The organism is Roseicyclus persicicus (genome assembly GCF_012395815.1).
GTDB lineage: Bacteria > Pseudomonadota > Alphaproteobacteria > Rhodobacterales > Rhodobacteraceae > Roseicyclus > Roseicyclus persicicus.
The window spans coordinates 128680-144049 of record NZ_JAAZQQ010000005.1 but is presented as its reverse complement, the minus strand read 5'-3'; the positions used below and the strand labels follow the sequence as shown (position 1 = coordinate 144049).

Below are 15370 nucleotides of genomic sequence, written 5' to 3'. Positions count from 1 at the left end.
GGGCGATCCCGGGCCTATGGCCGCCGCAGGATCGCCTCGGCCACCGCCATCAGGTAGGTCCAGTCGTCGGTCCCGGTGCTGGCGACCTTGTGCTTCATGTCGATGGTCAGGAACGAGTGCCCGTGCACGAAGGACCACAGCATGTAGGCGCGGCGCTCCACCTCCGGGTCGGCGGGCGACAGCCGCAGGCAGTCGGCCACCGCCTGCTGGACCACGCCGAAGCACTGGTCGCCCTTGGCCATCAGGTCGGGGTCGTCCTCGTGCCCTTCGGTCAGGCCGAAGACCAGCCGGAACACGCCGGGCCCCGTGCGGGCAAAGTCGACATAGGCCAGCCCGACCGCCGCGATCGCCTCGAGCGAGCCCCGCGGATGCGCGGCCGCGCCGGCCTCCATCGCGGCGTGCAGGCGGTCCATCGCCTCGGCGACCACCCCGCGCAGGATCTCGTGCCGGTCCTTGAAATGCTTGTAGGGCGCGGCCGAACTGACGCCCGCCCGCCGGGCCGCCTCGGCCACCGAGAACCCGTCCGGCCCGTGGCTTTCCACCAGCTCGGCCACCGCCGCGATCAGCTGCGCGCGCAGGTCGCCGTGGTGATAGCCGGCCTTGGGCGTCACGGCGGAGGCGGCGGGGGGATCGACGACGGGACCTGCCATGGCGGTCGGGCCTTGCGGTTGGGACGCGGGGTCTTCGCCCGCTCCGGCGAAAGTTAACAACTCTCACATGGGGGAACAAGGCCGGCGCGCCGGCGGGGCCGACCTGCCGTGGCCCACGGCCGATCACGTGCCCCCCTGTCAAACCCCCTTGCCAAAGTGAGTGACACTAACATATGTAAGTGCATCTAACTTGGCACGCGGAGGGAGCCTCCATGACCGGCACGACGACCCCTGGGCCACGCGGGCCCCTGCGCCGCATCCTCACGCTGGCCGGCACGTTGCTGGTGGGGGCGGGCGCCGCGGCGGCGGTGGTCGCGGGCTATTCCGTGCTCGCCTTCGAGGCCGGGGCGCTGGCCCGGGACGCGGCGCCCCCGACGCCGGTCGCGGTGATGACGGTCGACCTTGCCCCGGGCTACACGGTCACGCGGCGCTTCACCGGCACGGTGGAGGCGGCGGCGCGCACCGATCTCGGCTTCGAGCTGGGCGGGCGGCTGACGGAGATCCTGGTGGAGGAGGGCGATGTCGTCGCGGCGGGCGCGGTGCTGGCGCGGCTCGACACCAGCGCCCTGATCCCCGAGCGCGCGGCGCTGGAGGCCGAGCTGGCGGGCCTTGCCGCCGACGCCGAGCTGGCCCGGCTGACGCTGGCGCGCAACGACGCGCTGGCCGACCGGGGCGTGCGGTCGGTCGCGGCGCTCGACGACGCGCGGCTGGCGCTGGCCCGGGCCGAGGCCGGCATGGCGGCGCTGGGCGCGCGCATCGCGGGCGTCGACGTGCAGCTGCGGAAATCGGTGCTGACCGCGCCCTTCGCGGCCCGCGTCGGGGCGCGGCTGGCCGACCCGGGGCAGACGGTGGGCGCGGGCCAGACCGTGCTGGTGCTGTTCGACGCGGCCCCGCCGCAGGTACGGGTGGGCTTGCCGCCCGAGCTTGCGGCCACGCTGTCGGTGGGGGATGTCGTGGCGGTCGAGGCGGGCGGCACGCTGCGGGACGCGACCATCCGGCAGATCCGGCCCGACCTCGACCCCGGCACGCGCAGCCGGTCGGTGGTGCTGGACCTGCCCGGGGGCGCGGCGCCGGTGCTGGGCGACACGGTCGCGCTGCGGCTGGCGCAGGCGGTCGCGGACCCGGGCTTCTGGGCGCCGCTGTCGGCGCTGCGCGAGGGCGCGCGGGGGTCGTGGTCGGTGATGGCCGTCGAGGCGACGCCCGACGGCGACCGGGCGCGGCCCGCCGCCGTAGAGGTCATCCACAGCGACGGCGCCCGGGTGTTCCTGCGCGGCGCGCTGCCCCCCGGCGCCCGGCTGGTGGCCGAGGCGCCCGACCGGGTGGCGCCGGGCCAGCCCGTGCGCGCGCTGGAGTAGGCGCGATGGACACCCTGTTCTTCCGCCGTCCCCGCCTCGTGGTGCTGGCGCTGCTCGTCATCCTGTCCGCCGGCCTGTCCTCGCTGGTCTCGATCGGCCGGCAGGAGGACCCGACCATCACCAACATCTTCGCCACCGTCACCACGGTCTTTCCCGGCGCCGACCCGGCCCGCGTCGAGGCGCTCGTGACCGCCAGGATCGAGGAGGAGCTGCGGACCATCCCCGAGATCGCCGAGATCACCTCGACCTCGGCCACCGCCATCTCGGTCGTCAGCGTGGAGCTGATCGAGACGCTGGCGCCCGAGACCATCGAACAGGTCTGGGCGCAGGTCCGCGACGCGGTGGAGGACGCCCGGCGCGCCTTTCCCGACGGCGTGCTGGACCCGGACTTCGACAGCGACGGGGCAGGGGGCTACGCCGCGATCTTCGCCCTGACCATGCCCGAGGGCTTCAACCTCGCGCGGGCGGGCCGCGAGGCCGAGGCGCTGGCCGACCGCATCCGCCGCGTGCCCGGCACCAGCCTCGTCGACCTGCACGGGCTGCCCGAGGAGGAGATCCTCGTCACGCTCCACCCCGACCGCGCCGCCGCGCTGGGCCTGACCGCCGACGAGGTCTCGGCCGCCATCCGCGCGGCGGACGCCAAGGTGCAGGCCGGCCGCCTGCGCGGCGACGAGACCGACCTCGTGCTGGGCATCACCGGCGAGATCACCTCGCTCGACCGGCTGCGCGCCGTGGTGCTGCGCGAGGACGCCGCCGGCCGCGTCACGCTTCTGGGCGACGTGGCCGAGGTGACGCGCGGCCCGCGCCTGCCGCTGGCCGAGGCGGCGATGTACCAGGGCCGCCCGGCGATCCTGGTCTCGGCCCGGTTGAGCGAGGGGCTGCAGGTCGACCGCTGGATGGGCGACGTCGCGGCCGCCGTCGCCGAGCAGGCGCGCGGCCTGCCCTGGGGTCTGTCGGTCGAGACGGTGTTCGACCAGAGCCGCTACACCGTCGCGCGCCTCGCCGAGGTCGGGCTGAACATGGTCATCGGCGTCGCGCTGGTGGTGGCGGTGCTGTTCGTGACGCTGGGCTGGCGGTCGGCGCTGATCGTGGCGATGGTGCTGCCGGTGGTGTCGCTCGCGTCGCTGGCCACGCTGAACGCGCTGGCGGTGCCGATCCACCAGATGAGCGTGACCGGCCTGATCGTGGCGCTGGGGCTGCTGGTGGACGCGGCCATCGTGATGACCGACGAGGTGGGCAAGCGCCTGGCCGCGGGGCTGGCGCGGTTGCAGGCGGTCGCCGACGCGGTGCGCCGCCTCGCCCTGCCGCTGGCCGCCTCGACGGTGACGACCGTCCTGTCCTTCCTGCCGCTCCTGCTGCTGCCGGGGCCGGCGGGCGATTTCGTGGGCGCGATCGCGGTGGCGGTGATCGTGATGCTGGCCTGGTCCTTTGCCGTGGCGGTGACGATCACCCCCGCCCTTGCCGGGCACTGGTTGCGGCAGGGCACCGGCGCGGCCGCGCGGGACGGGGTTGTTATGCGGGGCTTCCGGGCGGCGCTGGCGCTGTCGATGGCGCACCCGCTGCGCAGCGTGATGCTGGCGCTGGCGCTGCCGGTCCTGGGCTTCCTGTCGCTGCCCACGCTGACGCCGCAGTTCTTTCCGGGCGTGGACCGGGACCAGTTCCACATCGAGCTGGACCTGCCCCCCGGCACCGGCATCGCCGAGACGCTGCGCGTGGTCCGCGCGGTCGACGCCCGGCTGGCCGGGGAAGACGACATCCGCGACGTGGCCTGGGTCGTCGGCCGCTCGGCCCCGGCCTTCTACTACAACATGGTCGGCGACCGGGAGCAGGCCCCGGCCTTTGCCCAGGCGCTGATCCGCACCGCCTCGCCCGAGGCCACCGCCCGCCTGCTGGACGAGCTTCAGGCCGAGCTTCCGCCCGCCTTCGCCCACGCCCGCCTTGTCCTCCGCGGGCTGACCCAGGGCCCGCCGGTCAACGCGCCGGTGGAGCTGCGGCTGGTCGGCCAGGACATCGACGCGCTGCGCCGCGCGGGTGACGAGCTGCGCGCGATCCTCGCCGGCGTCTCCACGGTGGTGACGGTGCGCAGCGAGGTCGCGGGCGGCGCGCCGCAGCTGACGCTCGAGGTCGACGAGGCGCGGGCGCGGCTGCTCGGGCTCGACCTCGGCCAGATCGCCCGGCAGATGGAGGCGGGGCTGGAGGGGGTCACCGGCGGCTCGCTGCTGGAGGGCACCGAGGAACTGCCGGTCCGGGTGCGGCTGGGCGCCGGGCTGCGCGGCGACGCGGTGGCCATCGGCGACATGCCGATCCTTCCGCCCGGCGCGGCGCAGGTGGCGGCGTCGGGCCGGTTCCCCGCCGTGCCGCTCTCGTCCCTCGGGACGCTGCGGCTGGAACCCGCGCAAAGCACCATCACCCGCCGCAACGGCGAACGCGTGAACACCGTTCAGGCCCATCTCCTGCCCGGCGTCCTGCCGGCCGAGGCGCTGGCCGAGGCGACGGCGCGGATGCAGGCCGCGGGCTACGCCCCGCCCCCCGGCATCCGGCTCGAGACCGGCGGCGACAGCGACGCCCGCGACAGCACCGTGCGCGCGCTGGTGGCGCCGCTCGGCCTGATCGTGACCCTGTCGATCGCGGTGGTGGTGATGACCTTCAACTCGTTCCGCCTGACCCTGATCGCCTTTGCGGTCGCGGGCCTGTCGGCCGGGCTGTCGATCCTGGCGCTGGCGGTGTTCGGCTACCCCTTCGGGATCAACGCCATCATCGGCGTGATCGGCTCCGTCGGCGTGTCGATCAACGCGGCGCTGATCGTGCTGTCGGGCCTGCAGGAGGACGCCCGCGCCAGCGCCGGGAACCGGGCCGCGATGGTCGACGTGGTCGCGGGTTCGGCGCGGCACATCACCTCGACCACGGTGACGACGGTGGGGGGCTTCCTGCCGCTGATCCTGGGCGGGGGCGGGTTCTGGCCGCCCTTCGCGATGGCGGTGGCCGGCGGCGTGGCGCTGTCGGTGACGCTCGCCTTCGCGATGACGCCGCAGCTCTTCGCCCTGACCCTCCCGCGCCGCCGCCTTGCCGATGTCGCGCCGGCCGAGGACGCCCGTCCAGGGATCGACGTGGCCCTGCCGGCCCTGCGCCTCGCGGGGGAATGACCGGCGGCCCCCCTGCGGTCAGGGTCCGCCGCCGCGCGGGGTCGGTCTGCGTCAGACGATGACGATGTCGTCCAGCAGCAGGCTGGTGTTGGTGAGCCCGTTGATGGTCAGCGTGTTGCCCCCGCCGAAGTCCAGCACGGTGTTGCCGCCCACCACCGACCCGAAGGCCGAGATGACCTGCGCGACCGTCAGCCCGCCGCCCCACATCGCATCGTCGAGGTGGATCTCGTCCACGTCGTTCTTGAAGTCGGTGATCACGTCGAGACCTTCGCCGAAGACGAACACATCGGCGCCGATATCCCCGGTCAGGGTGTCGTTGCCCGCACCGCCGTCGAGCGTATCGTTGCCGCCGCCGCCGAAGACCCGGTCGTTGCCCGCGTCGCCAAACAGCACGTCGTGGCCCGCCAGGCCGTAGACCTGGTCGTTGTCGCCGCCGCCATGGATGGTGTCCCGTCCGCCGTTCCCGAACAGCCAGTCCCGCCCGTCGCCACCGTCGAGCCAATCGTGGCCGGGCATGCCGTAGAGACGATCGCCGTCATCGCCCCCCTCAAGCCGGTCGTCCTCGGCGTAGCCGAACAGCCAATCGCGCCCGCTTCCGCCGATCAGGTGATCCTCACCGCGCTGGCCGTGCAGCACGTCGTTGCCGTCGCCGCCCTCCAGCAAGTCGTTACCGGCCTCGCCCCAGATGGTGTCGCTCCCGGCACCGCCATGGACCGTATCGTCGCCGGCACCGCTCCGGATCGAGTCATGGCCACTGCCCGTGCGAACCCAGTTGTCGTTCGCATCACCGGTCATGACGACGTTCACCGATCCAATGAAGTCGAGCGCTTCAATATTGACTATGGTGTCGGAAAGGATCGGGTTGCCGAGACGCCCGATGTAGCCGGTGACGAAGTTCACCTCGAGGATGTAGGTTCCAGCGGCGACACTCGAGACATCCACGAACATCGTGTCGAAACCGTCACCGCCGTCATAGGTGTCGCTGCCTGACGTGTTGTAGAGAACGTCATCCCCTGCGCCGCCATAGACGCTGTCGTCGCCTGTGCCGTCAATCAGGGTGTCATTTCCGGCTCCCCCGTCGATCGTGTCGTTGCCCTCCAGGCCTTCGACGTAGTCGTCGCCGCGGCCCAGGAGGATCATGTTGCCGAGGCTGTTCCCATGGATCGTGTCGTTGCCGTCGCCCGTCGCGACGTTCTCGAAGACGCCGGCGATCGCCACGGGGCCCGAGCCGCCGAACGCGAAGCTGTCGACCAGATCGACGAACACACCCGTGGTCACCGCCGCGAAGTTCAGCCAGTCGACGCCGCCGTTGAGGTCCGCGATGGAGCCGCGGGCGGCCTCGAACGCGGCGTAGGTCACGTAGTCGTCGGTGAAGGTGTAGACGTCGTTGTTGTCGGGCGTCTCGCCATTGAAGGCCAGCGTGAAGCCGGTCAGCGTCCCGAAGTCCCCGAACCCGTCGGTGTCGGTGATGCTCAGCGTCCATTGCCCCAGCGAGGACATGCCCAGCGCGGCGGCCACCCCGAAGGTGTAGCCGTTGAATGTCGCGCCGGCGCCATTGCCGTCCATCAACTCGAACTCGGTGCCGTCCGGCGCGACCAGCACGATGGTCAGGGCGCCCGAATAGTTGTGGGTCAGGTCCACCTGGACGTAGAGGTATTCGATGTCGATGTCCGTCGTGACGTTCAGCGTGTGCGTGATCGTGCTGAAATCGTTCAGGGCCAGCGACACCGTGCTGGATGCGAACTCCTCCAGGTAGAAATCCATGTTGGCGGTGGTCTGGGCCGGCCCGTGGATGATGCTCCAGACCTCGGCGAGGCGCACGGCGGCCAGGGCGTCGATCATGCCGTAGCCGTAATTGATGTGGTAGGTCAGCCCGCCGCCGTTCCAGGTGCCGGCGCCGTTGGAAAACCAGGCGCCGTCTTCGAACCCGGCCGCGCCCGAGCCGAAGGCCGAGCCGGTGTGGCTTGCCGACATGGCGAGGATCTGCTGCACGTCGCGCCAGCCGAGGTCGGGGTTGGCCTCGAGCATCAGGGCGATCACGCCCGACACCACCGGGGTCGCGGCCGAGGTGCCGCCGAAGCTGTCCGTGTAGTCGCCGGGATCGTAGCCGGCGCTGCCGGTGAGGTCGGTGGTGACCGAGGCCGCCGGTGCCGCGATCAGCAGGTTCACGCCCCAGTTGGAGTAATTCATCGTGTCGCCGTTGATGTCGGTCGCGGCGACCGAGATCACCTCGTGCGGCACGTTGAGGTGATCGTTCTGGGCACTCGGGTTGTCCGTGAGGGCATCGTTGCCGGCGGCCTTGACGATGATGGTCCCGAGACCGCCCCGGCCCGTGGCCACCGCAATGCCCACGGCAATCGCCTCGTCCTGTGCCCAGCCGGGGTTGCTGATGTCGACGGACGAGCTGAAGCCGTATGTGCCCCAGGAATTGCTGACGATGTCGTAGTTCGCCATGTCGTAGAAGGACTGCAGCAGGTACGGCCCGACCTGCACGTCCTCGAGGAAATCGACGCTGGTGATCGTGGCGCCCCAGGCGACGCCGATGCCGCCCTCGCCGTTGTTCTCCGCCGCGATGATGCCGGCGCAGGCGGTGCCGTGTCCATCGAACTGGCTGTTCGGATCCCCGTCGTCGTAGGGCAGTTCGAGGCTCTCGTCGTAGTTGCCGTCGAGGTCCGCGTGGGTCTGTTCCACCCCGTCGTCATAGACGGCGACCACGACGCCGTATCCGCTGTAGTCCGCCCAGACGGCCTCGATGTCGCCGATCAGGTTGAAATGCCACTGGAGGGAATAAAGCGGGTTTGAGGCAAACGACACGTCAGGAATCCTCGTCACGAATAGCCGAACGACCGGCCGGTCCATTACGCAGGCATTAAGACTTCAAACCGGATTCGGAGCAAGAAGATCGTCGGCAGCGCGCGGGGCGATGCCGGGCGTCCGGCCGGCCAAGCCCCCGCCGGTCAGGGACGCGCCGGTTCCGTCCGCGCCTCGCGCGCCGCCTGCTGCCCCGCGATGCGGCCCAATACCACCGCCGAGAGGAGGCCGTTGCCCGACAGGTAGCCGCTGTCGCCCGTGCCCGACACGCCCACCGCCGCGCCGCCCGCGGCGAAGAGGTTGGGCAGGGCGCCGCCGTCCTGCCGCCGCACCCGCGCCTGCGCCGTCACGTCGAGCCCGCCCTGGGTGTGGAACAGGGCCCCCGTGACCCGCACCGCGCGGTAGGGCGGGGCAAGCGGCGGGCCGGAGAAGCGGCGGCCGAAGGCGTCGGTGCCGTCGCGGGGCAGGGCGGCGAGCGTCGCCGTCAGTGCCGCCTCGGGCAGTCCGGTGACGCGGGCGAGGTCCGCCACGCTGTCCGCGCCCCGGATCGCGCCGATGGCCTCGGCGTCTTTGAAGTCCTGGAACTGCCGCGCGATGGCGGCGATGCGGTCGTCGAAGATGGTCCAGGCGATGCCCTCGGGCTGGGCCATGACCGCGCGGGCGGCCTCGGAATAGCCCTGGCTTTCGTCCCAGAACCGCGCGCCGTGCAGGTTCACCTGCACGCCGCCCGCGGTGATCACCGCCCAGCTGATCAGGACGCCCTGCGGGTGGGCGACGTTGCCGTGCCCCTGGTAGGCGCCGAGGTGCAGGGTGCGCGCCCCCAGCGCCTCGCCCCACGTCACGGCGTCGCCGCGGTTGCCGTCATGGCCGAACCAGAGCGCGCCGGCGATGGCGGGCATGTGGCGCGCCACCATCTCGCGGTTGCCGCCATAGCCGTTGCAGGCCAGCACAAGCGCGTCGCAGCCGATCCGCTCGGGGCCGTCTGGCCCCTGCAGCTCCACCCCGGTGATGCGGTCGCCGTCGCGGAACAGCGTCACCGCGCGGCGGTTGCAGACGATGTCGAGGCCGCGCGCCTCGCAGGCGGCGCGGAGCCGGTCGATCAGCTCGCGGCCCGCACGGCTGGGCAGCCCGTGCATCCGGCGGCGGGAATGGCCGGGGTAGTCGAAATCCTCGACCAGCGAGAAGGGCAGGCCGTGGCGGTCGGCCAGCCACTCGATGGCGGGGCCCGCGCCTGTGGCCAGCGTCTCGACCAGCTCGGGCGGGTTTTCCCCCTTGGCCTTGTTCTGGATGTCGGCGGCGAAGCGGGCCGGGTCGTCGTCGATGCCCGCCGCGGCCTGGAACCGGGTGCCGGCGGCCGGGATCAGGCCGGCCGACAGCGCGGTCGAGCCCGCGGGCAGCGGATCGGCCTCGACCACCAGCACCTCGCCGCCCTCGTCCGTGGCCGCCAGCGCCGCGATCAGGCCGCAGGCGCCGGCGCCGATGATCAGGATCGGGACATGGAGGTCAAAGCCCCCGGGCGGGGTCGGTGCGACGGGCATGCTCAGCCCCTCGGCTCGCCGTCGTAGCGCTTGCCGAGCGCCAGCATCTCGGCGGTGCCGATCCGCGCGTTCAGCCCGTCGAAGTCGAACATGCGGTCGGCGAAGGGGCGGTTGCTGCCCTCGGCGCGGAGGCTCCGGTAGTAGTCCTCGGCGCTGCGGGCCAGCGCGCGGACGATGCCGCCCGGGAAGATCACGATGGAGAAACCCAGCGCCTCGAGGTCCGCGGCGCTGCGCAAGGGTGTCGCGCCGCCCTCGACCATGTTCGCCAGCAGCGGGATGCGCCCGCGGAACCGGGCGGCGGCGGCGGACAGCTCCGCCTCCGACCGCAACGCCTCGATGAACAGCACGTCGGCGCCGGCCGCGACATAGGCCTCGGCCCGGTCGAGCGCCGCCTCGAAGCCCTCGACCGCCACGGCGTCGGTGCGCGCGATGATCAGCGTCTCGTCCGAGGCGCGGGCGTCGGCCATCGCGGCGATCTTGCCGGCCATCTCGGCCGCGGGGATCAGCGACTTGTCCGACAGGTGGCCGCAGCGCTTGGGGTAGGTCTGGTCCTCGACCTGCAGGGCGCTGGCGCCCGCGCGCTCGTAGACCCGCATGGTGCGCTGCGCGTTCAGCGCGTTGCCGAAGCCGGTGTCGGCGTCGATGATGACGGGCAGCCCCACCCGGTCGCGCACCAGCGCCATGGTGTCTGCCATCTCGGATACCGACGTCAGCCCGATGTCGGGCCGGCCGAGGCGCGTGTAGGCGACGGCGGCGCCCGACAGGTACAGCGCCTCGAACCCGGCCTGCTCGGCCAGCGCGGCGGTCAGCCCGTCGTAGACGCCGGGGGCAACCAGGATCTCGTCGCGGGCGAGGCGGGCGCGCAGGCTCATGTCAGCCCCTCCAGCACCTCGGCGCAGGTCATCACCGGCGTGATCGAGCCGAGCGAGACCAGCGTCGCCTCGTGCACCTCGGGGCGGAAGGCCGCGCAGCCGTCGGACAAAAGCACCGTGTGGATGTTGCGCAGATGCGCGTCGCGCACCGTCGAGGCGACGCCGCCGTTGGTGACGATGCCGCCCACGATCAGCGTGTCGATGTTCAGCGCGCGCAGGATGTATTCCAGCCGCGTCTGGTAGAAGGCGGAATAGGCGACCTTTTCCACAGTGTAGTCGGCGGGCTTCAGCGCGTCGACGAGGTCGTGGCCGAAGGCGCCGGGCGCGAAATCGCCCTTGCCGAGGAAGGGGCGCAGTTTCTTGAGGTGCGGCGCGATCAGGGGTTCGCCGCCCGGGCCGGGGACCAGCGTGAACTGCGCGCTGATGTAGGTTCCGCCCTTCGCCCGCAGCGCGTCGGCCAGCGGGCGGATGCGGGCGGGCAGGGCGGCGATGGCGTCCGACCCCTGCCCGGCGCGGCCATAGGCGCCGTCCGGGTGCAGGAAATCGTTCTGCAGGTCGATGGTCAGGAGTGCTGTGCGCGCAGGGTCGAGCGTGTCGTCCATGTCAGGCCCCCTCCGGTGTCAGGATGGTGTTGCCGAAGCGGTCGACGCGGCCGACGAGGCCGGGGTCGACCAGCACGGTGGTGTCGGGCTGCACCAGGATCGCGGGGCCGCGGATCTCGGCGCCGACGGGCAGGGACAGGCGGTCGTAGATCGCCGTCTCGTGCCATTCCCCGGCGAAATGCACCTGGCGGCTGCCGGTGCGGGCGGCCTCGAGGCTGCCGCCCTCGGGCGCGAGGGTGGCGAGGTCGAACTTGGGCCGCCGGCCGATCACGGCCGTGCGCAGGTTCATCACCCGCCGTGTGCCGGCCTTCAGCAGCCGGCCATAGGTCGCGCGGTAGGTGGCGTCGAAGGCGGCCTCGATCCCGGCCACGCTGGGTGCGGCGACCCGGCCGTCCGTGACGGGGACGGGCAGGGGCACGGCGACGGTGTGGGTCTGGCCGACATAGGCCATGTCGAGCTCGAACAGCACCTCGCGCGCCTCGAAGCGCGACCGGGCGGCGTCAAGCAGCGCCAGCCCCTCGTCGACATGGCGCTGCATGACGTCGCGCAGCGCATCGGTATCCAGTCCCGCGGTCAGGCTGTTCACCGTCTGCACGAAATCCTGCCGCATGTCGGCGATCACGCAGCCCATCGCGCTGGTGACGCCGGGGTAGCGCGGCACGATGGCCCGGCCGATGCCGACCTCGCGCAGCATCGCGCCCGCATGCAGCGCGCCGCCGCCGCCGAAGGGCATGAAGGCAAAGCGCTTGGGGTCGAAGCCGCGTTCGATCGACACGAGGCGGATCGCGCCGGCCATCCGGGAATTGGCGACGGTCAGGATCGCCTCGGCGGCCTCCAGTGTCGTCAGGCCGAGGGGCGCGCCGACATGGGTGTCGATGGCGCGCGCCGCGGCGTCCACGTCGAGGCGCGCCAGCTTGCCGCCGATGGGCTTGTCGGGGTCGATCCGGCCCAGCACCACGTTGGCATCCGTCACCGTGGGCCGGGTGTTGCCCTGCCCGTAGGCCACCGGGCCGGGGGTGGAGCCGGCGCTTTCGGGGCCGATGTTCAGAAGGCCGCCCTTGTCCACCCAGGCGATGGAGCCGCCGCCCGCGCCGATGGTGGTGATCTCGATCATCGGCGTGCGCACCACCATGCCGAAGTCGATGGCCGTCTGCGGCGCGAGCTGCGACCGCCCGCCGGCGATCAGCGCCACGTCGAAGCTGGTGCCGCCCATGTCGCCGGTGATGACGTTGTCGAACCCGGCCGAGCGCGCGATGTGCCCCGCCGCGATCACGCCCGCCGCCGGGCCCGACAGCGCCGTGCGCACCGGCAGGCGGCAGGCGGTGTCGGTGCCCATGACGCCGCCGTTCGACTGCACGATCAGGAACTCGCCGCCGAAGCCGCCCTTCGTCAGCGCGGCATCGAGCCGGTCGAGGTAGCCCGACACCTCGGGCTGCAGGTAGGCGTTCAGCGCCGCGGTCGAGAACCGCTCGAATTCGCGGATCTCGGGCAGGATTTCGGACGATGCGCTGACATGGGGGTTGGGCCAGATCGCGCGCACGGCCTCGACCGCGCGGGCCTCGTTCTCGGGGTTGGCATAGGCGTTGGCGAACAGGATCGCCACGGCCGCGCAGCCGCGGTCCAGCAGCGTCTGCGCCGCCGCGCGCACCGCCTCGAGGTCGACGGGCGTGCGGACCGTGCCATCGGCCAGCGTGCGCTCGGGCACCTCCAGCCGCAGGTCGCGCGGCACCACCGGGTCGAAGTCGCCGCGCAGGCCCCAGGTCCGGGGCCGGTCGCGGCGCCGCATCTCCAGCACGTCGCGCAGGCCCGCGGTGGTGATGACGCCGATCCGCGCGCCCTTGCGTTCCAAGAGCGCGTTGGTCCCGGCGGTCGTGCCGTGCACCACCACGTCGACGCCCGACAGGTCGTCGACCTGCCGCGCGATGCCGTCTAGGAAGCCGCCCGACTGGTCGGGCCGCGTCGTGGGCACCTTGGCGACGCTGGCCGCGCCGGTTTCCTCGTCCAGCACGAAGACATCGGTGAAGGTGCCGCCCACGTCGACGCCGATCATGCGGCTCATGGCCGAACCTCCTGCCAGGCGGGCCCGTAGGCCTCGGTCGCGGCCTCGGGGGTCAGGTAGCCGAGCGCCACGTCGCGGGCGACCGCCTCGGGCGCGCGGTCCGCGGGCGCGCCGTAGCCGCCGCCGCCGGGGGTCTCCAGCCGCACGGCCTGCCCCTTCTGGAGCTTGATCCCCAGCATCTTGGACGCCAGCGGCGGGCTGTGCCAGCCATCGGCCTGTTCGTAGTGAAAGACGTTCTTGGCCGCCGGCGCGCCGCCTGCCACGCCCTGCGGGGCGAAGCGGCCGCGCTCGCCGAACAGGAACGCCTCGGCCTTTTCCTCCAGCAATTCGATCTCGTAGACGGCACCCAGTCCCCCGCGGTGGGCGCCTGCGCCCGCGCTGTCGGGGCGGAGCGCCCATTGCCGGAACATCACCGGGTAGGCGGCCTCGAGGATCTCCATCGGCGGGATCGTCGCGGTGGAGATCGGCGCGTTGCCGTGGTTGAGCCCGTCGCTCTCGCTGCTGCCGCCATGGCCGCCGCCGTAGAAGCTGAACATCACCCAGCGCTGCCCGTTCGCGCGCTTGCCCGCGATCGACAGGGCGTTGATCGTGCCGTAGGCGTTCGCCACCACCCGGTCGGGCGCGGCCTGCGCGGCGGCGGAAAAGATCACGTCGATCATGCGCAGGATGGTCTCGGTGTAGCCGCCCACCGGCGCCGGGAACTCGGCCGCCAGCAGCGAGCCCTCGGGCACGCGCACCTCGATCGGGCGCATCACGCCCGCGTTGGCGGGCAGGTCGGGGAAGATGTGCTTGATCGCGACATAGGCCGTCGCCACGGCGGTCGGCCGCGCGATGTTCACCGGGCCGGCCGTCACGGGCGCGGTGCCCGCGAAATCCAGCACCATCCGGTCGCCCGCGATCTCCAGCGCCACGCGGATCGGCAGGGCGGTGTCGGTGATGCCGTCGTTGTCGAGGTAGTCCGTCGCCTCCCAGCGCCCGTCGGGCAGGCCGGACAGCTCCGCCCGCATCAGCGCCTCGGCCCGGTCCTGCAGCGCGTCGAGCGCCGCGCGCACCGTGTCGGTGCCGTAGTCGTCGAGAAGCTCGTCGAGCCGCCGCACGCCCAGGTCGAGCGCGCCCAGCTGCCCGTTCAGGTCGCCCTGCGCCGACTGCGGCAGGCGGGTGTTGCGCAACAGGATGTCGACGATGTCCTGCTGCAGCACGCCCGCGCGCACCAGCTTGACGGGCGGCAGGATGAACGCCTCCTGGAACGCCTCGGTCGCGGACGGGTTGTAGTTGCCCGGCACCGCGCCGCCCACGTCGTGCCAGTGGCCGACGCTGGCGAGGTAGCAGAACAGCTTCCCGTCGCGGAAATAGGGCCGCACCAGCCGCATGTCCGACAGGTGCGTGCCGCCCATGTGGGCGTCGTTGAAGATGTAGATGTCGCCGTCGGCCAGGTCGCCCGCCTCGGCGGCCTTGTCGATCACGGCCTTGACGGCAAAGGACATGACGCCGACGAAGATCGGCAGCCCGGCCTTGCCCTGCACCAGCGTGTCGCCGGTGACGGCGTGGTAGAGGCCGTGGCTGGCGTCATGGGCCTCGGCGATGATCGGGTTGAAGGCGGCGCGGAACAGCGTCGCGTCCATCTCGTCGGCGATCTGCTCCATGCGGCCGGCGAGGACGGCAAGGGTGATGGGGTCGATGGCGGCACTCATCGCGGGCGCACCTCGCCAAGGTCGTTCCAGACGTCCTGCCGGGTGATGAGGCCCCCCGTCACCTCGAAACGGTCGATGAAGCGGATGCCGGAAAAGGCCGTGCCGTCCGGCCATTCGCCGGCCAGCGTGCCGCGGGTGTAGACGACGGCCGCGCCGCCCGCGGGGAAGGCCTCGACCGCCTCGTAGGTCTTGGTGACGAAGCGGTAGCGGTCCTTGGCCCAGGCGACAAGCTCGGCCAGCGTCGTCATCGGCCCGGTGCCGGGGAACACCATGGCGAAGCCGTCGCCCAGCATTCCTTGCGCCGTGGCAAGGTCGCGGGCCTCCATCGCGCGGAGATAGGCCAGCACCAGCTCGGCGGGGTCGGGCAGGGCCGGGGCGGGGGACCGGGTCACGCCGCCGCGGGCGTAGTTGGCCGCGGCGTGTTCGTGGAGCATCACGGTGATCGCCTCGTCGGGCGCCGGAACCACGAAGCGCACCGCGTCGGTCAGCGCCGCGACCAGCCGGCGTTTCGCCTCCGGGGCGTAGCCTTCGAGGACATGGGCCTCCACAATCGGCATGGTCTGCCTCCCCAAAATCTGCACTTTCAGTAATACAGGTTTTGGGATATGCAAAGGTCAAAATACTTGGCTATCCATAGCCAGCCGGGTTG

10 protein-coding genes are annotated in these 15370 nt (G+C 72.1%); 2 read left to right on the top strand and 8 right to left on the bottom strand.

Features of this window, described 5'->3' with window-relative positions; genetic code table 11:
- Window positions 1–14: 14 nt before the first annotated feature.
- Window positions 15–650, bottom strand: coding sequence for a TetR/AcrR family transcriptional regulator (locus HCU73_RS14390; protein ID WP_168624162.1), 636 nt, complete (start codon window positions 648–650; stop codon window positions 15–17).
- 212 nt (window positions 651–862) lie between these two features.
- On the opposite strand from HCU73_RS14390, the gene HCU73_RS14385 reads away from it, so the two are divergent.
- Both HCU73_RS14385 and HCU73_RS14380 read left to right on the top strand, forming a co-directional pair.
- Window positions 863–2005, top strand: a complete 1143-nt coding sequence (locus HCU73_RS14385; RefSeq protein WP_168624161.1) for an efflux RND transporter periplasmic adaptor subunit — start codon at window positions 863–865, stop codon at window positions 2003–2005.
- A 5-nt stretch (window positions 2006–2010) separates the two neighbouring features.
- Entirely contained in the window at window positions 2011–5148 is a 3138-nt protein-coding gene (locus tag HCU73_RS14380; protein WP_168624160.1) for an efflux RND transporter permease subunit, read from the top strand.
- Window positions 5149–5199: 51 nt separating this feature from the next.
- Here the strand turns inward: HCU73_RS14380 and HCU73_RS14375 are convergent, their stop codons facing one another.
- The 7 genes from HCU73_RS14375 to HCU73_RS14345 all read right to left on the bottom strand — a co-directional run bounded on the left by HCU73_RS14375 (window position 5200) and on the right by HCU73_RS14345 (window position 15278).
- Entirely contained in the window at window positions 5200–7962 is a 2763-nt protein-coding gene (locus HCU73_RS14375) for a S8 family serine peptidase (protein WP_168624159.1), read from the bottom strand.
- A 143-nt stretch (window positions 7963–8105) separates the two neighbouring features.
- On the bottom strand, window positions 8106–9497 hold the full coding sequence (locus tag HCU73_RS14370) for an FAD-dependent oxidoreductase (protein WP_168624158.1): 1392 nt from the start codon (window positions 9495–9497) through the stop codon (window positions 8106–8108).
- A gap of 2 nt (window positions 9498–9499) precedes the next feature.
- Entirely contained in the window at window positions 9500–10369 is an 870-nt protein-coding gene (locus HCU73_RS14365) for an isocitrate lyase/PEP mutase family protein (RefSeq protein WP_168624157.1), read from the bottom strand.
- Entirely contained in the window at window positions 10366–10971 is a 606-nt protein-coding gene (locus HCU73_RS14360; RefSeq protein ID WP_168624156.1) for a cysteine hydrolase family protein, read from the bottom strand. Before HCU73_RS14360 ends, HCU73_RS14365 begins: the two co-directional genes overlap by 4 nt.
- A 1-nt stretch (window position 10972) precedes the next feature.
- Window positions 10973–13030 (bottom strand): hydantoinase/oxoprolinase family protein, encoded by a 2058-nt coding sequence (locus HCU73_RS14355; RefSeq protein ID WP_168624155.1) that lies wholly within the window; start codon window positions 13028–13030, stop codon window positions 10973–10975.
- Window positions 13027–14721 carry a hydantoinase B/oxoprolinase family protein gene (locus HCU73_RS14350; protein WP_168624154.1) on the bottom strand — a complete coding sequence of 565 codons (1695 nt, stop codon included), beginning with the start codon at window positions 14719–14721 and terminating at the stop codon, window positions 13027–13029. Before HCU73_RS14350 ends, HCU73_RS14355 begins: the two co-directional genes overlap by 4 nt.
- Window positions 14718–15278, bottom strand: a complete 561-nt coding sequence (locus HCU73_RS14345) for a tautomerase family protein (protein WP_168624153.1) — start codon at window positions 15276–15278, stop codon at window positions 14718–14720. Before HCU73_RS14345 ends, HCU73_RS14350 begins: the two co-directional genes overlap by 4 nt.
- Window positions 15279–15370 lie beyond the last annotated feature (92 nt).